Origin of the sequence: Paenibacillus hubeiensis (assembly GCF_032334105.1) — a bacterium.
GTDB classification, from domain to species: Bacteria; Bacillota; Bacilli; order Paenibacillales; family Paenibacillaceae; genus Paenibacillus; species Paenibacillus hubeiensis.
Genome location: NZ_JAVYAE020000002.1, coordinates 102,376 through 120,004, shown reverse-complemented (window position 1 = coordinate 120,004; position 17,629 = coordinate 102,376). Strand labels below are relative to the sequence as shown.

Here is a 17,629-nt window from a genome sequence, read left to right as displayed (position 1 = left end):
TTTACCACAAGCTTCTTTGCGTCAATCTGCGCGAGATCGCGTTCACCGAAAATACGAGAATGAGCCCGATAATCGATTCGAACAATCCGATGGCTGTCGCGTAACTAAAGTTGCTGGATTGCAGGCCGACCCGGTACAGATAGGTGGAGATCACGTCAGATGTTTCATAAGTCAGCGGATTGTACAGGAGCAATATTTTCTCGAATCCAACCGCCAGGAAGTTGCCCAGATTCAGAATCAGCAGTGTAACAATTGTGGGCAAAATGCCAGGAATGGTCACATGCAGCGTTTGTTTCCAACGATTCGCGCCATCGATTCGGGCAGCTTCATACAAGGAGTCGTCGATGGTTGTCAATGCTGCCAGATACAAAATCGCCCCCCAGCCCATTCCCTGCCAAACTTCGGAGGTAATATAGACGGTTCTGAACCATTCAGCCCGCTGCATGAAGGGAATGGTGTCTCCAGTGAAGAAGGATACCAAGCTGTTAATGGAGCCATTTACGGCTGTCAGCTGCAGGATCATACCGGCAACGATGACGATGGACAGAAAGTGCGGAAGATATGAAGCCGTTTGCACGAATTTTTTGAATCGTTTGCTTTTCACCTCGTTCAGCAGCAATGCAAAGATGATCGGTACCGGAAAGGTGAAGAGCAGCGCCAAACCGCCAAGCATCAGTGTATTTCCAAACACTTTCCAGAAGGTCGGGTCTTGAATAAACATTTGGAAATATCTGAATCCAACCCATGTTTCCCCGAAAATACTTCCCCCGGGAACAAATCGTCTAAAAGCAATGATGTTTCCAAGCATCGGACCATATTTAAAAATCAGCAAATAAATGATTGGAAGAATTAACAATGAGTACAGCTGCCAATCTTTACGGAACAGCGCTGCAGCTGTCTGTAATCTGCTTTCTTTACGCAAAGAGGTCATCGTTAATGTCGTTTTAGCAGTTTCCGTCTTCATGTGTTCTCACTCCGATCCATAAACATGAATTAAGGCATGGGTACAATCGCTGTAAACCCACACTTTTCCTGTGACCTGACGCTTCTTGATGTATACTGAATGTTCACCTCCATAACAAAATAGATCCATCAAACCATGTAAACGGTATCATTTTTGTGTAAACTGGTATAATTGATTTCTCTAAACCGCCAACATCGAAATGGAAGCTTAAAAGTACAAACCGTCGCTTCCCAAATTCCAGTGGTTTCACGATAACTATAAAGCGCTTACAATTAATACGAAATGAATAGCGATTACACTCTTGCTCCCTTCACGCTAAACATGGTGTACGATCATTCCTTTCACCGTTTTTGTTAGCAGGATGCTTAACGTCGTTGCATCGTTTAGTTACAAGATGAATCGCTTTGTACAAGCGCATACTAGTCATACTAGTATGTTAGTTATATTCTAAATCAACCGTTACAACATTTCAACATCTTTTTTATAAAAAAAAATGTTGGCTGCTTCAAATGGATGGCAAAACAGCTGCCCCCAAATAAAGTACCAACATTCCTTCTGTACGATATGTTAATGCATAAGAACTTAAAATTCAGCAATAATACGCTTCAAATCCGCCAAATGTTTAATTTCATGATCAGGTGCATACGACTCTGGATTCTCTTTATTTTCCCGGTTAATCCATACAGCTCGAATACCCGAAGATAATGCTCCCCGAATATCCGTAGTAAGCTTATCCCCTACCATCATGCTCTCTTCAGGTTTGACGCCGAGTTGGGCTAAAGCATGTTCAAAGATGGACGGATCCGGTTTTCCCTTTCCGAAAGAACCCGAGATAATAATATGATCAAAAAATGGAGCCAATTCGGGCACGCCGTCCAATTTTTCTTGCTGCAAAGCAGGACAACCATTCGTTAAAAGCAGCAATTTGTAATTCCCTTGCAGTTCACGCAGCGTATCCATCGTTTCTTCGTAGATATGGGGTCTCGCTCGACGCTCAGCCGCAAATTGTTCAGCCAAACGCTCGGCTAATTCCTCTTGGTCTACGCCCAATTTCAACAAGCCACGTCGCCATGACTCCTTCCGATACACCGGAGCGAGTTGTTCCAACTGGCGGAATTCCGCTTGTTCTCCTCCTGTGAAATTGGCCCAAAGACCTTCAAAAGGATTGATTCCAATCATCTTGGTAAACGGAAACGTTTCGTAAGATTCGTACAAGTTACGAGCTTCATTGCGAACGGCTTCTTCAAGCTTTTCCGGATCTATGCCCGTTTCTTGGGCTGCCACAAGACATGTCTCATGAAAAGCTTCTCTTACACTGCGCTCATCCCACAACAAAGTATCATCAAGGTCGAACAAAATCGCTTTCAACGCCATCCCGGTCATCTTCCCCTTTATGCAATGGATTACTTTTTATCGATTGTTTCCACGGTGATCTGATGTGCTTTGGCAAATTTAAGAAGACGCTCTGCAAGCGCATCGGTATCGTAACGGTTAACCAGTTTCGTAAATACCCATCGTTTTCCACGGCTGTTGTGCTCAATGACCACTGTGCCTGGTTCAATACGGAATCTGACAATATCGTCCACGCCAATGGAGCGCTCGCGGTTTCCTTTGAGCGTCACGATTCGATTGCTGCTCACTTTAACGTAAGGTCGGCGCAGAAAGAAAATGAACGCCAAAAATACGTATAACAGCATCGTTACCCAGTCCCAGGTCGTCATGGAAGTTTGGGTAAGAAACGTGCTCATAAACAAATAAAGCACAGCAAGCCCCAACAAAAATACGGGAAACAGAAGACTTCGGCCTTTAAATACGTCTTCTCCCGGTGTTCCTGATACAGGTTGGCCATTTTTCTTGCGCTGTTGATTCAATTGTTTCGAATTTCTTCGAACCGTTCTCTCGAACGAACGAGCCATGAAAATCCCCCTTATATGTTCTTTTATGCAGGTCGGCACAACAACGATTAGCCAACACTTCCCCCTATATTATGGACACTCAAATATAAACAGAAGAAACCTAGATATCACAAGGATAGCTTAGGTTTCTCTAGTGTTTGAGTTTGCCCTGGCGGCCCTGATCGTTCTCGTCATCAACAATTTCAATGGAATCCAGCTGCTGTCTGAAATTGTTGCGAATGTTGTTCAAATAAATTTCTCTGAGTTTAGCGCGTTCTTCAAGTTCTTCCTCTGTCAATCCAGTGGATTTATGTTTGCGAGCCAACTCATTAATGCGTCCTACCAGGCGATCTATATCCAAACTTGTCCCCTCCAAAAATACAAAGTCACATTAACTTTGACATGTTCGGGTCTGCTTGTCAAGATTGATGCATAACCAGGGTGCAAATCTTCTATATAATTATTTAAAGCGAGGTAATTCCAACACTTGTCCGACTTGAATTGAACTTGTTTGTAACTGATTTGCTTCCTTAATTGCTTCTATATATACACGCGTATCCATATTTTCCGGTTTGTGTTCCAACGAGATGCTCCACAGCGTTTCCCCTTGAGACACCGCCACCTTACCACCAGGAATCAAATTTTCCTCATCACCTGCGAACACTGTTAGCACTGCGCTGCAGCCAATAATGACGATCAATGAAACGATCGTTAATTTTAATAGCAGAGCTGCTGCCTTGTTCTGAATCAGCCGTTTCTTTAGCAATCCCATATTGGATTTGACAGCCTCTGTATTGACAGGTTCGTAAATGCTTTGATAAGTGGAATATCTCATGGTTCCTTCGCCCTCCAAACATTTGTTCCGGTTCGTTGAAATCAATATAGCACGAACACATGTTTCATACAATAGTTTTTTAGAACAATTGTTCGCTCTTTTTTTGAGCATGGCGTTACAGCGGGATACGTCCAAAATTCGATGCATCGACGACGATTCAAACCAACCCTCCACGAAAACGTTGATTTTATCGCTTTTTTTAGAACTTATGTTTGTACGAACGGTAGTTCTATGTTATAATTTTCCCAAACGTTACTAAATGGGGTTGATACGGTATGTCGAAGATATCCAGCAGGCAACAGGCTATTCTGGAGTTTATACGCAATGAAGTCCGGTTGAAGGGGTATCCTCCTTCCGTACGAGAGATTGGTGAAGCCGTCGGGTTGGCATCCAGTTCAACCGTCCACGGTCATTTGGATCGATTGGAGAAAAAAGGGCTAATCAGACGCGACCCAACGAAACCTCGGGCGATTGAACTGCTCAGCCAAGAAGAGTCCGAGCATTCACATCAGTTTGCCCATAGCGTCGCTCGTGTTCCCGTTGTCGGTAAAGTAACGGCAGGGGTACCGATTACGGCAACCGAGAACATTGAAGACTACTTCCCGCTTCCAACACACTATGTCGGCGAACAGAAAGTCTTTATGTTATCCGTTGTCGGAGACAGCATGATCGATGCAGGCATCGTCAATGGAGACTATGTCATCGTTCGCCAGCAGCAAACGGCGGATAACGGCGATATCGTCGTCGCCATGACGGAAGAAGACGAAGCCACGGTAAAGACGTTTTATAAAGAAAAGGATCATATTCGTCTGCAACCGGAAAATGCCACTTTCGAGCCATTGCGTCTCAAACATGTCAGCATTTTGGGTAAGGTCATCGGTCTTTTCCGTGATATTCACTAATTTTGCGCAACATTTCACATCATGAATGATTACAACAAGAGGCTGGCCCGTTTAATGGGTCAACCTCTTTTTTTATGTCTTAGATATTGTGAATCCCCCCCTCCTCCTCCGACTCCATTCCGGAAACTTCCATCTTCTTCTCATTCGATAAGAGGTTATTCGTGATTTTCGACGATTCATGATAATAAAGAAGATTGCAGAATAAAATTTTTCTTAATTATATTCTCAGAACATATGTTCCTATGTTATCATCTAGTCAAAGTTCATGTAATGAGCACAAGTTATACCGGCTTCAAAGAAAGGAGATACAACATGAATCTATATAAATTCGAATTGACAGTGAATGGATTTCCACTGCGCGTCCATTTTAGTGCAACGGAAGAAAGCGGATTACGATGGTGCAAACGAACCGCTTCCGACTTCCAAAGGAATGTTGCCAATTTAGAGATAAAAGTTTCTGTACATAAAAAAGAGAAACAAAAGAATGCATGGGAATATCATGGAAAACCATATCTGTATGATCGAACTTTGCGAAAAAAACCTCTACCAGCGAACCACATAGCAGAAGATGATTAAAATGTAAAAAAGTCCATTCTGAAAAGAATGAACTTTTTTTATATTTTACTCTTTCTTCCTGTAATCATAGATATCGTCAGGAACATTTAGTTTTACACCATTAATGGATACAATATCGTTACTTTCCCAGATGATAGACGCTTTTTCAACTTTATTTTGGAAATATATTATTTTATTTGGTTTTGAGCCATCATTGTACTGAAGTTCACATAAAATAGCTAACGAAGTTGTTGCTCCTGCATCAGAATTCATCGCTTTAATCGTAAATTTACCATCGGGTGAAACAGACTCTGATATAACTTCCCCTTTTGGAAGTCGTTCTAAGTCATAGTACCAATTCCACAAGAATACAAAAACAATAGCTACTGTTAACACAAAAAAACTACTTATCCAAAAAACTTTTCTCTTTTTACTTTTCACCGAATCCTTATTCCTCCAATCTCTACTTAAAATAAAATATACCTTAAAAAAATGAGGTATATTTCCATTCAATCATAGTTGGATCTTGGGGGTCGTCAAAATATGTTTTCCACCAAGAAGGGTGTGCTGTTCCTGAATATATCTGATAAGCTCCTGCTACGGATTTTAAAATGCTCGCTGTGAATAGGTATCGACCTACATAGCCGTAATGAATATTCCCAATATCCTCACCGGTGATAATCCTACCATTAAACTTATAACGTTTACTTACTCCATACTTAAGTTTGTAATCCCATGGGCCGCCACTCTTTACCTGAGAAGCAAAGTAAAGGCCAGCTCCAGCCAAATCATTTGGATACATATACAACATTCGTAAGCCGTTACCTCTCATTTGCTCCTTAAAAATATTCGTAATTTCTTGAATACTTCCCTCATCAGGATCTGCATGAGGAGTTATTACGCTACTGCTTTCATACATTTGTATATAATTCAAAATAACTGTTGCTTCATCTAAAATTTTATTTATATCGAGGCCCTCAACATTACCATTAATTAATGCTTGTTCTACTTGGTTATGTTTACGTTGAACATCTTTAAACAATTTATCTGTAAAACGTTCAGAAACTGTTATATTTTGTTCTTTCGCCTGCAAGTTTTGAGAAGCAGATGCAGAATAAGGCGTGAGAAGAATTGATGCTGCGACTGTTCCAATAATTAAACTGGTGATTTTCTTTTTCATCATGACTTGCACAATTTGAGCAAACATCAGCTCCATTGTTATTTCCACATAACTTCCGGCAACATAACCTTAATCATTAAGTAATAGTATATAAGTGTTCAATGGTAACTTCATGAATATAGCTTCTTCTTTCTCCAATGAATATTCAAATCAATAAATGCTCCTTTAAATCTACCTCACTGAAGCTGGCGAATAGTCTCATCTTTGGGCAAACGTATGATTCGTGACAAATCGTTGGATGTGTAGTAATCATCCACTTTAAACTCCAGCAGAATTCCTTACACTCATCTCACACTTTTGGTATTGGCCTTTCACTCAGCAAGAAAGGGTGTCCTTACGATAACGCGGTGGCTGAAGCCACCTACAAGGTCATGAAAACGGAACTTATCTACTATATAAAACGCAATTAAGATCATAACCTAACAAGCAGACGATCAATCGTTTCCATCGGATACTGATTAATTCTCTTCATAAATTGACTCACACGGAGCCCGATTTTATAGAATTTGGTCAAAGAAAACGTTGTTTACTTCGTCCGCTTTGAGCCACAACCATAACCTTTCAACTGGATTTAAGTGTGGGCTGTAAGAGAGCAAAAACACTAACTGCATACGCAGATGTTTCTTCAAGAAAGGCTGTAACTCCGTAGCGTGATGAATCCGGCTATTGTCCAAGATCAAGGCGATTTTTGAAGATGACTTGAGCCTCCTCGTCGGCATTAGCAAGAGTATAGGTGGCTTTAGTAAAGCTGAAGTTCATCCGTTTAAGCATGGCCCTAATTGCACGCACACTCATGCTGACGTCAAATTCCCGCTTTATCCATTCAGCCACAAGCGGAAGAGTCCAAGTATATCTGACTTAACCTACATCAACAGGCTGGTGCTGTTCGAGCATCGGCTAACTGACGACGTTGTTCCTCTGTAAGTTTGGTGGGTTGTCCGTCGATCCTCAGACCTGTTAAACCTTGTGTTTGGTATGTTTGACAATACACACTAATCGTTTGTCGCGCATGACTTAACAGGTCACCAATCTCACCAAACGTATGTCCTTCGAGACGAAGCCGAACGCCAAAATCCTTTCGTAGAGACGTTTATCGATGTTTCTCTCATCGCTTACGTGATTTAAAACCTGGTTTTGTGCAGGAATGATGGTAGTCCGATGCCTAAATCTAGTCTCTTTAATGCTTCAAATAGAATTTTGAGAAAGGCTAGTTTGAGTGAGGATTTAACGACCCATTCCTTGAGGCATACCTATGCCGTGATCATGCTTGAAGCTGGCGCTGACATAAAGTTTGTACAAGAGCAGCTCGAACATGGCAGTGTCCAAATTACATCAGATGTGTATGCTCATATTTCTAAGAAGTTAGAGAAGCGTAACATCGATAAATATGAAGAGTACACTTCCCGTATTTTGGGATCAGAAAATCAAAAACCGGAGGACGTTTGGGGGGGACGCACCCTCAATCGATGTGCAATCCCCTCAAAACGTCCCCCGGTTCATTCCTTCAAGACCCCGTGATTACAAGGTTTTAACCAATTAGTAAAGCGTGATATATTGATCGCGTTCCCATTGGTGAACTTGCGTGCGATTTATGTCCCGAGCTTTCATTGCATGTCATTCATAATATAAAATCAGTTTAAGACAAGCTTTATCAGTTAACGACTTTTCAAAACTAATCACATTCAATCAGACTTTTGTGGGCATTTTGTGGGCGCCCTTTTTTTATTCTATTATTGAAGAAACTCGAATTACATATTTTTTATATGGTAAAACTTCAGCAAAAATACTCCTCATTAAATATAACATTCTTTGGAGATTGCTGTTGCAATCTATAAATGGAATAGTAAGAAGGACAAATATGTAGTTTCCAGTGATTTATTACTCTAAAATTAATGACTCTATCGAGATTATGTCAGTAGAGTCTTGTTTGTTCAATTGGGTTAATGCGGCATCAAAGTAGTCTTCACCTGTTTGTTAACACTCAATATGTATTCACATTTCCACATCCAAACATTTTTATAGAAAAATATAACTAGGTCTGATAGACTATATCCTGTTGTTAATTATTACTATATCAGGAGGAAGAAGATTGAAAAAGCCTATTCATAAAAAATGGTGGTTTTGGCTTATTGTTGTGTTCATAGCTGCAGGCATCTTTGGCAACAAGGATGAGGAGAAAACAGACAAAGAAGAAGTTGTAGCAACCGAAGCATCCGCTCCTGCTGAATCCAAGCCAGAAACTGTTGTCGCTGAGAAACCCGCCGCTAAGACCGAGGATGTAAAGACAGTAAAAGAAGATGTAAAGAAACAAGAGGACAAAAAAGAGGAAATACCAGGCACCCTCGGAATGACTCCAGATGAATTTCGTAAATCATTTAACAAACGTGCCGATGAACTTGATAACCCTAAACTTAAAATCGGTAAGAAGCTTGAGATTGAAGAAGGTCCAGTACAAAATGTATTTCAGTATATGACTACAGATTACATAGGCATTACTGGTTCAGTAAACAAAGCAGATGGATCGTTACGAGATGTAATGATGATTGGACAAGGAAACGGCACCCTCTCTTCTGGAGCAGATATTATTTTAAGTATTGGTTTGGTGGTTTTGGCAACCAACCCTGACTTGCCTACATCAGCCGTAGGGGACATCATGAAAGATTTGGGAGTCATTGATGAAGGTGTAGATTGGACAACAATTGACGAATCTACAGAGGTGAATAACGTTCGTTACACTCTTAGAGGTTCTGATGTTCTTGGAATTATGTTTAGCGCTAGTGATGTAAATGATAACTAATTATTATGGAGGACCACTATGAAAAGGATCTAGGCTTTACTATGTACTTTAGCTATGTTTGGATTCGTATATACCCCATCAAGCGTTGATGTTGCTGACGTAAATCCAAAGAAACTACTAGAAAAGAAATACCCTAGAGAACGTGTTACTGTCAGTAAGTCCATTGATCTGAACGGTGATAACAAGAAAGAACATCTATTGATTACCGACTCAGGCAACTTTTATTTCATTAACTCAAAGGGTATTATAGTACTTATAGATACAAACTACTACAACGATGAAGATCCTACCTTCCATATTCTTTATGTGTCGTCAAAAGAGAAGCATGTTGCTGTAACGTTAGATTACTTACCCTCTAACACTCAACTATTTGTGTTCCAGTACAAGGATGGAACACTTAAAAAGAAACTGTCTATTATTGGTGACGTAAATATTCAAATTTCTAAAACCGGTGAAATTACACAAGTCTGGAAAGACTACTATCCTGAAGGAGGATGGGACGCTGCTGTTGCCATCTATAAATGGAATAGCAAGAAGGATAAATATGTAGGTTCAGGAGAATTACCACGTTAAAAGAAGCTCAACTGGGTCATGACCTAGTTGAGCTTCTTTTCTTATATCTATTCATGCCATATTCCTTTAATTTTAATTTCACCAATCCACTCTTCAATAACCATCTGCTCAACTGAATCAAGTGAATCTTTCTCAAGATACTCTGAAGAATTAAATCTAAAGAAATTACATACCTTATCTCCAATTTTTAAATCTGCTTCTTCTATCAGGTATCTGCCCTTATCAAGGCTTATCTTCAAGCCTGTTTTTTCCAGCTCCTTTGACAGTTGCCTCATGTAATATTTTATAAGCTCTCTAATTTTATTTTTCGGGTGCTTTGACCATAATTGCCAAACAGGAATAATATCTTCGCAGATGTCCTCTAAACTAAATTGAATATTTCTATATCCGACAAAAGGGCATATCCTTGTGGCAATCGTCATTTTTAAATTTTGCTCAAGTACCTCCCTTCCATACTCACTGTTGAGATTAACTTCTGGATCTATAGGTATTATTAAAAGTAAGGGATCTGATGTTATATGATGTTCTTCAATGCCTCTGGTATCATCTTCATAAGAATTCTGCTGTTCATGTAAAACTGAATACAACAATTTCGACTTACGTTGTTCTCCAATCGAACCCATATATTCAAATATCTCTTTATCATTTAAAGATAGACATCCAAATGGTTGTTTGACATCAAGCTGGCAAAATCGATGTGATTCATTTAGGAAACATATTAAGCACCGTCTTGTTGCGAAAATGCTATAAACTTTTTCCAGTGTTGTACCGCAATAAAGTGTATACCCCCTTTATAAAGGATACTCTCACTTTGAAAAAATCATTATTTAAAACAGTGGTCACTCTCGGTATTGGCATGATGATCGGATCAGCAACCCTTGCTGCAGCCGCTCCCTCTACGGTTAATGCCATATTGACCAAATTTTCATTCGCTGTTGATGGCAAGGAACAAAATTTGCAATCTGACACGCTGGTTTATAACGGCAAAACATACTTACCTATTCGTGAAGTTGCCCAAATGACTGGTTATAAATTAATTTATGACAAAGAGCAAAAGAAAATTGAGTTCGAAACTATAGGGGAATCGTTTTTGAACAACAATTCATCCACTCCACCTAGCACTACAAGCCAACCACAAACCAAGATTTACAATGTAGGCGATGTTGTCAAAACACCTTATTTTGACATTAAAGTTACAGGTGTTAGATATGATAGTAGTTTCAATGACTCACCTGCAGGAGAAGGTGCTACATACGCGATTGTTGAATTCGATGTGTTAGTTAAAAAAGAACCAACACCATTTCCAAAATGGGCTTCCATCAATTTTATTGATATCTATACTTTGGATACTGGAGTCGAGTATATGGGCGGAACAATCGCTTCGGGAAATATTACTGTAAACGAGTGGTCAAGTGTATCTGTTGGTAAGTTGGTGAAGCCGGGCGTGAAAGTTTCTGATGTAAAAATTTCCGATCCTATACTACAAGGTGGAAACTACTAAACTGTGAAATTCTAATAATCCCTGCCAACATCTTCTTAAGTTTAAATTTACAAATACCGAAGGAACACCCCAGTTACATACTGGGGTGTTTGTATTTTTGACAGCTCTTCCTGACCGCTCCATAGCACAACAAAAAACACGTCCGAAAACGGAATGTATTTTTGTTATTTAATCGGGGATCTATCCCCATTCCAAGTTGTTGAGATTATTCAATTAAATCATCCTTCACTACCTAATACTTGTTCAAAGTGCAACAAACCCTCGAAAAATTTCGAGGGCCGTTATCAGTTACTTAGAATAGATCCATCATAAATGTATACTGACCTGGTGCAATGAACTCCGTAGAGTCAATCACAGCATAAAGGGTTGCGCCTTCTGGAACATATAAGTTTCTAATGTACATGCCATTGTAATTTCCTTCAAACGTCGGAGCATAGAATCTAGATGTTTCAGTACCATCCTTGTGGACCATTTCGATTCCCATTCTAAATTTTATATTATGTCCTTGTGGTTGTAGAAAAACCAATACAAATCTGCCAGGTCCGGTGTTGGTCCATTTGTACCAATCCTTATCATTGCTATCAGAAAGAAATAGACTATAACTGTTACCATAAATGTACGAAAGAGCCGTATCTCTTGTATCAGCGACTCCAACCACGGTAGGTCTAACATCAGCACCGTCCGCAAATGCTGAAGCGGAAATCGAAAACATCATAATAACAGCGAGCAATGTAGTTAGCTTCTTCTTGAGATTCATATTATTCCACCTTTACTATCTTATGGAATCGGCCGATTCAAACATATTATACCATTATCCTATCTTTTGTAAACAATAAACTATATTGTGTTTAAACCTTAAACATTGGATTTATTGCCTAATAAAAGATTTTAAAGTCACGCCATGCGGTACAAAAAACAAAAAAACATACACCTTGGTACGCCTGCTATACGATATTTCCGTTTTGGTCCATGCTACCTACATTCAGCGCTTCAGCCACTTTGTCACGACTTTGCTGCGGCACTTGTTCCAAAGTAATCAAGTTTTTATGGATCATCATTACGTATACAGCTAACAAACTCTCATCCCCTTTCATGAGTGATACGGCCCAGCGGATCAACAGTCTAGCCAGCTTATTCCGCATTTGGCATTACGCTTAACAACATGGTGACTTGAGGTATCACAAAGAATAGCAGGATCAAAACAAGGGGAATCTTGGAGAAAATACCATCAGGATTTAGATTTAGTATTATGCAGGGAGGATGGAAACTTCATGCCGAAATCATCTTTATTTAATGCTTTCTCCCGAATTTTGCAACGCAGTGATCTTCCTTCCCTCCCCATTCACTCTCTCCGACATACTTGTGCTGTCCTGTTACTTGAAGCTGAGGCAGATATGAAATTTGTCCAAGAACAACTGGGTCATGGTAGCATCCAAATTACATCCGATGTGTATGCCCACATTTCATCTAAAATTCAAACAAACAATATGGATAAGTTCGAAAAGTTCACCAAAGGAATTTTTAAAGAGTAAAAGTTTGTGGGCATTTTGTGGGCACCTCCCTCCAACTCCACTCATAAATCCTTTTACCCACAAAAAAGAAAAACCCCTCACGCCATATGGCGCAAGGGATTCCAGTTCCTAGTACAGCGTGATATATTGATCGCGTTCCCATTGGTGAACTTGCGTGCGGTACATATCCCACTCGATTTCTTTCAACTCATAGAAGTGAGCCAAAGCGTGATCGCCGAGCGCGTCGCAGATGACTTCGCTGCGGATCAGCTCATTAAGAGCTTCTTTCAGGTCAGCCGGCAAGCTTGGGATGCCTTCTTCCACACGCTCTTCTTCGGACATGATATAGATGTTGCGGTCGATTGGAGCCGGCAAAGGAAGCTCGCGTTTGATGCCGTCCAAACCTGCTTTCAACATCACAGCCAGTGCCAAGTATGGGTTCGCAGCCGGATCCGGGTTGCGCACTTCGACGCGTGTGCTGAGACCGCGGGAAGCCGGAATACGAATCATTGGACTGCGGTTACTTGCAGACCATGCTACGTAACAAGGTGCTTCGTAACCAGGTACAAGACGTTTGTAGGAGTTTACGCTAGGATTCGTGATCGCCGCGTATGCACGAGCATGCTTCAGCATTCCTGCCATGTAATGGCGAGCGGTTTTGCTAAGGCCAAGCTCATCGGACTCGTCCACGAACGCGTTCTCATTGCCTTTGAACAGGGATTGGTTACAGTGCATACCGGAACCGTTCATGCCGAACAACGGTTTTGGCATGAATGTAGCATGCAATCCGTGCTGGCGAGCAATCGTTTTAACGACCAGTTTGAACGTTTGGATTTGGTCAGCTGCTTTCAACGCATCCGCGTATTTGAAGTCGATCTCGTGCTGACCTGGAGCTACCTCGTGATGGGAAGCTTCAATTTCAAAGCCCATTTCTTCGAGCGTAATAACGATGTCACGACGGCAGTTTTCGCCAAGATCCGTTGGAGCCAGATCGAAATAACCGCCTTGGTCGTTCAATTCGTTGGTTGGGTTACCTTTTTCATCGGTCTTGAACAAGAAAAACTCTGGCTCAGGCCCGACATTCATCGCTGTAAAGCCCATTTCTTCCGCATCCTTCAGGCTGCGTTTCAGAATGCCGCGCGGATCTCCAGGGAACGGCGTTCCGTCCGGCAAGTATACGTCGCAAATCATGCGAGCAACGCGGTTGTCGGCCACCCATGGGAAAATGAGCCAAGTATCGAGATCCGGATAGAGGTACATATCGGATTCTTCGATGCGCACATATCCTTCAATGGAAGAACCATCGAACATCATTTTGTTGTCCAAAGCCTTTGTCAGCTGGCTTACCGGAATTTCAACGTTTTTGATTGCACCGAGCAAGTCTGTAAACTGCAAACGAACAAACCGTACATTTTCTTCTTTTGCGATGCGGAGAATGTCTTCTTTAGTATAACTCACGATACTCTCTCCCTTTCTTCTCTGCTTATTTAGCTTGCATGTTATATTTGTACATTAGAAACCCGCATGGGTCAAGAAAAGGCTCAACCTATGACAGGAACATTTCCTATGACACGCGAGATTACGCAACATTATTTTTTGTTGAAAAATCGGGAAAGCTCTCCTTGAATAAGCGATACTTGTCCCGGTCTTTTTCCGGAAACCAGCTGTTGTTTCAACAAACGATGAAGCTGCGTATCCGATAGTTCCCTGCGTTTCACTTCCGTATCGGCCGTAATGACGGTTGCTTCCTCGGATTCCTTGGACACAGGGTTCATTACCTGTTTGATGCCCGCGATGTTTACTCCTTTTTCGATCAAAGCCTTGATTTCGAGCAAACGTTCAACGTCATTAAACGAAAACAAACGCTGATTGCCTGACGTTCTTGCCGGAACGATCAGATTATGCTGCTCATAATAACGAATCTGCCGTGCGGACAGGTCCGTCAGCTTCATAACGATGCCAATCGGGAATAAGGCCATATTTCTGCGAATTTCGTCGCCCATCACTCATCAACCTTCCAGTCATCTATTCTTCACCTTATTGTACATTTACTTGTTACAAAGTGTCAATAATGTGTTAGATAAACTCACAATAATTTACGATCTTTCATGGCTTGCAATGCCATCAAAACGCCATATTTGACATGCGAGTACGTTAATCCCCCTTGCATGTACCCGATATAAGGCTCTCGGATTGGCGCATCCGCAGACAGCTCAAGGCTTCCGCCCTGAATGAACGTACCTGCCGCCATAATGACAGGATGTTCGTATCCCGGCATGTCCCAAGGCTCGGGAACGACATGGCTATCCACCGCCGCTGCCCGCTGAATCCCTTGAACGAAGGCAATCAAATGCTCGGCGGAACTGAACTGGACCGCCTGGATCAGGTCAGTTCGTTTATCATTCCATGCAGGTTTGGTGACAAATCCGGAAGCCGCAAACATCGCTGCCGCAAAAACGCTTCCTTTAACGGCTTGTCCAACGATCGTTGGAGCCATGTAAAGTCCCTGATAGATTCCCCGTGTCGTGCCAAGCATTGCACCAACCTCTCCGCCGATACCGGGGGCCGTCAGACGATAGGCTGCAAGCTGTACATATTTTTCCTTTCCGCATATGTATCCACCGGTTTCCGCAAGACCGCCGCCAGGGTTTTTGATCAGCGATCCGGCCATCAGGTCTACGCCCACTTGGGTAGGTTCCAATGGCTCGGTAAACTCTCCGTAACAATTGTCCACGAACACGATGACATCTTCCTTGATCGCCTTCACGCGTGTGACCATGTCCGCAATTTCGTCGATACAAAAAGACGAGCGCCAATCATACCCGCGCGAACGCTGGATACCGATCACTTTGGTTTTTGACGTCACGCTATTCCGCACTGCTTCCCAATCGATCCCGCCATCGGGAAGCAGTGCCGTTTCCTTGTAATCGATGCCGAAATCCATCAGGGAACCCGTGCCATCACCAGGCTTGCCGATGACTTTATGCAAAGTGTCATAGGGTTTCCCCGTTATATATAACAATTCGTCCCCCGGGCGCAGAACGCCGAACAAGGCCGTTGCAATCGTATGCGTTCCCGAAGCGAAATGAGGGCGGACAAGCGCCGCTTCCGCTCCGAAAACGTCTGCATATACCTCGTCAAGCACTTCCCGTCCGCGATCGTTGTAGGCATAACCTGTCGATCCCGCAAAATGAAAGTCGCTCACTTTTCTCCGTTGAAATGCATCGATGACTTTCCATTGATTTTGATCGACCAAGCGATCAATCTCTTTCATTTGTTGCTCGATCTGGCGTTCAACCTGTTGTTGAAGCTCAATGATTGCTGTATCAAAACTGGACATCCTGCTTTATTCTCCTTTATTGCATGAATCTAACGTCAAATATATATTGTTATGTCAACTTACCATACAAATGTATCGCCAATGTTACGAAACGATGAAATCTTCGAGTAAATAGCCGTATTTTTCATATTCGCCCTTTTGCAGCTCCACTTGATAGATCACATCATTCTCTTCGAACGACGTATCCACCACGTCTCCGATCTTGTATAATACCGAAGTCAGATCACCGCGATCCGCCGGAATGCGGAAACGTTTGGTATCGCCTGTCAGCTCGGCCTGAATGCGCTCCCGGATTTTGAGCTGGTCAACTTCATCGTATGCACTGATCTTCATATGTTCCTTGTCCTGCGGCAGCATTTCAAGCTGTTCAGGAGTACATGCATCCTTTTTATTAAACAGGACCAGCTGCGGCTTGTCGCCGGAACCCAGCTCCTGCAAAATGGCATTTACCGTTCTCATCTGATCCTCGCGCATCTCGGAAGATGCATCCACGACGTGCAAAATCAGGTCTGCTTCATTCACTTCCTCCAGTGTAGCGCGGAATGCAGCAATCAGATCATGGGGCAGGTTCTGAATGAAACCAACCGTATCGGTAAGCACGATTTCTTTGCCGCTGGGCAATTCCATCGTACGGGATGTAGGATCCAGCGTAGCGAACAACTGGTTCTCAATATATACATCGGCTTCTGTAAGCTGTTTCAACAGTGTCGATTTGCCTGCATTCGTGTATCCGACGAGTGCCACTTGAACTATCCCCGTTTTTTTGCGGCGCTCGCGATGAAGTTTGCGATGTCGCGTTACTTCCTCCAAATGCCGCTTCAGATCATCGATCCTTCCGCGAATGTGGCGGCGATCCGTCTCAAGCTTGCTCTCCCCCGGTCCGCGGGTACCAATCCCGCCTCCCAGTCTGGACAAGTTTTTGCCGTGTCCGGACAACCGTGGCAACAAATAGCTCAATTGGGCCAGCTCTACCTGGATGATCCCTTCCCTCGTATTGGCGCGTTGCGCGAAAATGTCCAGAATCAACTGGGTACGGTCGATAATTTTTAGGTCGAGCGCTTCTTCCAAGTTACGAACCTGAGCCCCGGACAACTCCTGATCGAAAATCGCCGTCGTTGCGCCAAGTTCTTCCGCCACTGCACGCAGCTCATCCACCTTGCCTTTACCGATGAACCATTTCGTATCCCGCGTTTCCCGGTTCTGGGTCAGGACGCTCAAAACCTCAACGCCTGCTGTTTCGGCAAGCTTGACCAGCTCTTCGAGCGAATATTCCGGATTAATACCCGATCGTTTGACCTCATCCGTAATCAGGCTGACCAATATGGCACGATCTTTTTGTACTTGATTGGTATCATGTGTGACATTTGCCATCGTATCATTCCCTCCTTCTGCATGGTACGATCGTCAACCTCCAACGTCTTGCCATGCATGCCAAGCCGGACCGGATGGGCCCGGCCGGCTTATCCAAAGATATTCATTATCGCTTACTTTCACCCAAACTTCAAATCCTCCGTCCAGTCGGTTTCCGTTCCAGATTTGCCGAGATTGAACGGAAGGCGAGGTCCAGGCAAACGGA

At 42.6% G+C, this 17,629-nt stretch carries 21 protein-coding genes and 2 pseudogenes; 7 read left to right on the top strand and 16 right to left on the bottom strand.

Going from position 1 to position 17,629, the window contains the following annotated elements; translation table 11 throughout:
• Window position 1: 1 nt before the first annotated feature.
• From RSX24_RS07250 to RSX24_RS07230, 5 genes are all read right to left on the bottom strand, one after another.
• Window positions 2–931: an ABC transporter permease gene (locus RSX24_RS07250; protein WP_438286790.1), complete on the bottom strand. Its 930-nt coding sequence runs from the start codon at window positions 929–931 to the stop codon at window positions 2–4.
• 615 nt (window positions 932–1,546) lie between these two features.
• Window positions 1,547–2,338 carry an HAD family hydrolase gene (locus RSX24_RS07245; RefSeq protein WP_339272928.1) on the bottom strand — a complete coding sequence of 264 codons (792 nt, stop codon included), beginning with the start codon at window positions 2,336–2,338 and terminating at the stop codon, window positions 1,547–1,549.
• A gap of 29 nt (window positions 2,339–2,367) precedes the next feature.
• Window positions 2,368–2,880 (bottom strand): hypothetical protein, encoded by a 513-nt coding sequence (locus RSX24_RS07240; protein ID WP_343260136.1) that lies wholly within the window; start codon window positions 2,878–2,880, stop codon window positions 2,368–2,370.
• 130 nt (window positions 2,881–3,010) lie between these two features.
• Window positions 3,011–3,220, bottom strand: a complete 210-nt coding sequence (locus RSX24_RS07235; RefSeq protein ID WP_339272930.1) for a DUF896 domain-containing protein — start codon at window positions 3,218–3,220, stop codon at window positions 3,011–3,013.
• Window positions 3,221–3,319: 99 nt separating this feature from the next.
• Window positions 3,320–3,694, bottom strand: coding sequence for a LysM peptidoglycan-binding domain-containing protein (locus RSX24_RS07230; RefSeq protein ID WP_236412183.1), 375 nt, complete (start codon window positions 3,692–3,694; stop codon window positions 3,320–3,322).
• A 275-nt stretch (window positions 3,695–3,969) separates the two neighbouring features.
• Between RSX24_RS07230 and lexA the strand changes: the two genes are divergently transcribed.
• Window positions 3,970–4,596 carry a transcriptional repressor LexA gene (gene lexA, locus RSX24_RS07225; RefSeq protein ID WP_236412171.1) on the top strand — a complete coding sequence of 209 codons (627 nt, stop codon included), beginning with the start codon at window positions 3,970–3,972 and terminating at the stop codon, window positions 4,594–4,596.
• A 312-nt stretch (window positions 4,597–4,908) separates the two neighbouring features.
• The gene (locus RSX24_RS07220; RefSeq protein ID WP_343260135.1) at window positions 4,909–5,172 is read left to right on the top strand and encodes a hypothetical protein; all 264 of its coding nucleotides are present in this window, start codon (window positions 4,909–4,911) and stop codon (window positions 5,170–5,172) included.
• 45 nt (window positions 5,173–5,217) lie between these two features.
• Here RSX24_RS07220 and RSX24_RS07215 read toward each other — a convergent pair whose 3' ends face one another.
• The 4 genes from RSX24_RS07215 to RSX24_RS07200 all read right to left on the bottom strand — a co-directional run bounded on the left by RSX24_RS07215 (window position 5,218) and on the right by RSX24_RS07200 (window position 7,126).
• On the bottom strand, window positions 5,218–5,592 hold the full coding sequence (locus tag RSX24_RS07215) for a DUF5412 family protein (protein WP_343260134.1): 375 nt from the start codon (window positions 5,590–5,592) through the stop codon (window positions 5,218–5,220).
• 43 nt (window positions 5,593–5,635) lie between these two features.
• Window positions 5,636–6,367, bottom strand: coding sequence for a polymorphic toxin type 44 domain-containing protein (locus RSX24_RS07210; protein WP_343260133.1), 732 nt, complete (start codon window positions 6,365–6,367; stop codon window positions 5,636–5,638).
• A gap of 461 nt (window positions 6,368–6,828) precedes the next feature.
• On the bottom strand, window positions 6,829–7,050 hold the full coding sequence (locus tag RSX24_RS07205; RefSeq protein WP_343260493.1) for a transposase: 222 nt from the start codon (window positions 7,048–7,050) through the stop codon (window positions 6,829–6,831).
• The gene (locus tag RSX24_RS07200) at window positions 6,995–7,126 is read right to left on the bottom strand and encodes a helix-turn-helix domain-containing protein (protein WP_343260492.1); all 132 of its coding nucleotides are present in this window, start codon (window positions 7,124–7,126) and stop codon (window positions 6,995–6,997) included. The genes RSX24_RS07205 and RSX24_RS07200 overlap by 56 nt, the downstream gene beginning before the upstream one ends.
• Before the next feature lie 330 nt (window positions 7,127–7,456).
• Here RSX24_RS07200 and RSX24_RS07195 point away from each other — a divergent pair.
• The 3 genes and pseudogenes from RSX24_RS07195 to RSX24_RS07185 form a co-directional block, all read left to right on the top strand.
• A pseudogene (locus RSX24_RS07195) lies at window positions 7,457–7,849 on the top strand (tyrosine-type recombinase/integrase); the annotation flags it as partial.
• A gap of 571 nt (window positions 7,850–8,420) precedes the next feature.
• Window positions 8,421–9,128 carry a P1/P2 acidic ribosomal protein gene (locus RSX24_RS07190; protein ID WP_343260132.1) on the top strand — a complete coding sequence of 236 codons (708 nt, stop codon included), beginning with the start codon at window positions 8,421–8,423 and terminating at the stop codon, window positions 9,126–9,128.
• Between the two features lie 54 nt (window positions 9,129–9,182).
• Complete coding sequence (locus tag RSX24_RS07185) at window positions 9,183–9,701, top strand: hypothetical protein (RefSeq protein ID WP_343260131.1); 519 nt, start codon at window positions 9,183–9,185, stop codon at window positions 9,699–9,701.
• A 47-nt stretch (window positions 9,702–9,748) separates the two neighbouring features.
• Here the strand turns inward: RSX24_RS07185 and RSX24_RS07180 are convergent, their stop codons facing one another.
• The gene (locus tag RSX24_RS07180; RefSeq protein ID WP_343260130.1) at window positions 9,749–10,324 is read right to left on the bottom strand and encodes a hypothetical protein; all 576 of its coding nucleotides are present in this window, start codon (window positions 10,322–10,324) and stop codon (window positions 9,749–9,751) included.
• A gap of 188 nt (window positions 10,325–10,512) precedes the next feature.
• On the opposite strand from RSX24_RS07180, the gene RSX24_RS07175 reads away from it, so the two are divergent.
• Window positions 10,513–11,202, top strand: a complete 690-nt coding sequence (locus RSX24_RS07175; RefSeq protein ID WP_343260129.1) for a stalk domain-containing protein — start codon at window positions 10,513–10,515, stop codon at window positions 11,200–11,202.
• Window positions 11,203–11,494: 292 nt separating this feature from the next.
• Here the strand turns inward: RSX24_RS07175 and RSX24_RS07170 are convergent, their stop codons facing one another.
• On the bottom strand, window positions 11,495–11,959 hold the full coding sequence (locus RSX24_RS07170; protein WP_343260128.1) for a hypothetical protein: 465 nt from the start codon (window positions 11,957–11,959) through the stop codon (window positions 11,495–11,497).
• A 187-nt stretch (window positions 11,960–12,146) separates the two neighbouring features.
• Complete coding sequence (locus RSX24_RS07165; protein WP_343260127.1) at window positions 12,147–12,278, bottom strand: hypothetical protein; 132 nt, start codon at window positions 12,276–12,278, stop codon at window positions 12,147–12,149.
• 115 nt (window positions 12,279–12,393) lie between these two features.
• Between RSX24_RS07165 and RSX24_RS07160 the strand changes: the two are divergent.
• Window positions 12,394–12,734: pseudogene (locus RSX24_RS07160) on the top strand (tyrosine-type recombinase/integrase); the annotation flags it as partial.
• A 108-nt stretch (window positions 12,735–12,842) separates the two neighbouring features.
• Here RSX24_RS07160 and glnA read toward each other — a convergent pair.
• From glnA to hflX, 4 genes are all read right to left on the bottom strand, one after another.
• Entirely contained in the window at window positions 12,843–14,171 is a 1,329-nt protein-coding gene (gene glnA, locus RSX24_RS07155; protein ID WP_236412161.1) for a type I glutamate--ammonia ligase, read from the bottom strand.
• Window positions 14,172–14,302: 131 nt separating this feature from the next.
• Window positions 14,303–14,716 carry a MerR family transcriptional regulator gene (locus RSX24_RS07150; RefSeq protein WP_236412159.1) on the bottom strand — a complete coding sequence of 138 codons (414 nt, stop codon included), beginning with the start codon at window positions 14,714–14,716 and terminating at the stop codon, window positions 14,303–14,305.
• 83 nt (window positions 14,717–14,799) lie between these two features.
• The gene (locus RSX24_RS07145) at window positions 14,800–16,053 is read right to left on the bottom strand and encodes a methionine gamma-lyase family protein (protein ID WP_339272935.1); all 1,254 of its coding nucleotides are present in this window, start codon (window positions 16,051–16,053) and stop codon (window positions 14,800–14,802) included.
• Window positions 16,054–16,137: 84 nt separating this feature from the next.
• Window positions 16,138–17,424 (bottom strand): GTPase HflX, encoded by a 1,287-nt coding sequence (gene hflX / locus RSX24_RS07140; protein WP_236412154.1) that lies wholly within the window; start codon window positions 17,422–17,424, stop codon window positions 16,138–16,140.
• Window positions 17,425–17,629 lie beyond the last annotated feature (205 nt).

Coding starts and splice junctions, on each gene's coding strand:
- RSX24_RS07250 (WP_438286790.1), bottom strand. CDS start 931: ATGACCTCTTTGCGTAAAGAAAGCAGATTACAGACAGCTGCAGCGCTG.
- RSX24_RS07245 (WP_339272928.1), bottom strand. CDS start 2,338: ATGGCGTTGAAAGCGATTTTGTTCGACCTTGATGATACTTTGTTGTGG.
- RSX24_RS07240 (WP_343260136.1), bottom strand. CDS start 2,880: ATGGCTCGTTCGTTCGAGAGAACGGTTCGAAGAAATTCGAAACAATTG.
- RSX24_RS07230 (WP_236412183.1), bottom strand. CDS start 3,694: ATGAGATATTCCACTTATCAAAGCATTTACGAACCTGTCAATACAGAG.
- lexA (WP_236412171.1), top strand. CDS start 3,970: ATGTCGAAGATATCCAGCAGGCAACAGGCTATTCTGGAGTTTATACGC.
- RSX24_RS07220 (WP_343260135.1), top strand. CDS start 4,909: ATGAATCTATATAAATTCGAATTGACAGTGAATGGATTTCCACTGCGC.
- RSX24_RS07210 (WP_343260133.1), bottom strand. CDS start 6,367: ATGGAGCTGATGTTTGCTCAAATTGTGCAAGTCATGATGAAAAAGAAA.
- RSX24_RS07205 (WP_343260493.1), bottom strand. CDS start 7,050: ATGCCGACGAGGAGGCTCAAGTCATCTTCAAAAATCGCCTTGATCTTG.
- RSX24_RS07200 (WP_343260492.1), bottom strand. CDS start 7,126: ATGAGTGTGCGTGCAATTAGGGCCATGCTTAAACGGATGAACTTCAGC.
- RSX24_RS07185 (WP_343260131.1), top strand. CDS start 9,183: ATGTTTGGATTCGTATATACCCCATCAAGCGTTGATGTTGCTGACGTA.
- RSX24_RS07180 (WP_343260130.1), bottom strand. CDS start 10,324: ATGGGTTCGATTGGAGAACAACGTAAGTCGAAATTGTTGTATTCAGTT.
- RSX24_RS07170 (WP_343260128.1), bottom strand. CDS start 11,959: ATGAATCTCAAGAAGAAGCTAACTACATTGCTCGCTGTTATTATGATG.
- RSX24_RS07150 (WP_236412159.1), bottom strand. CDS start 14,716: ATGGGCGACGAAATTCGCAGAAATATGGCCTTATTCCCGATTGGCATC.
- RSX24_RS07145 (WP_339272935.1), bottom strand. CDS start 16,053: ATGTCCAGTTTTGATACAGCAATCATTGAGCTTCAACAACAGGTTGAA.
- hflX (WP_236412154.1), bottom strand. CDS start 17,424: ATGGCAAATGTCACACATGATACCAATCAAGTACAAAAAGATCGTGCC.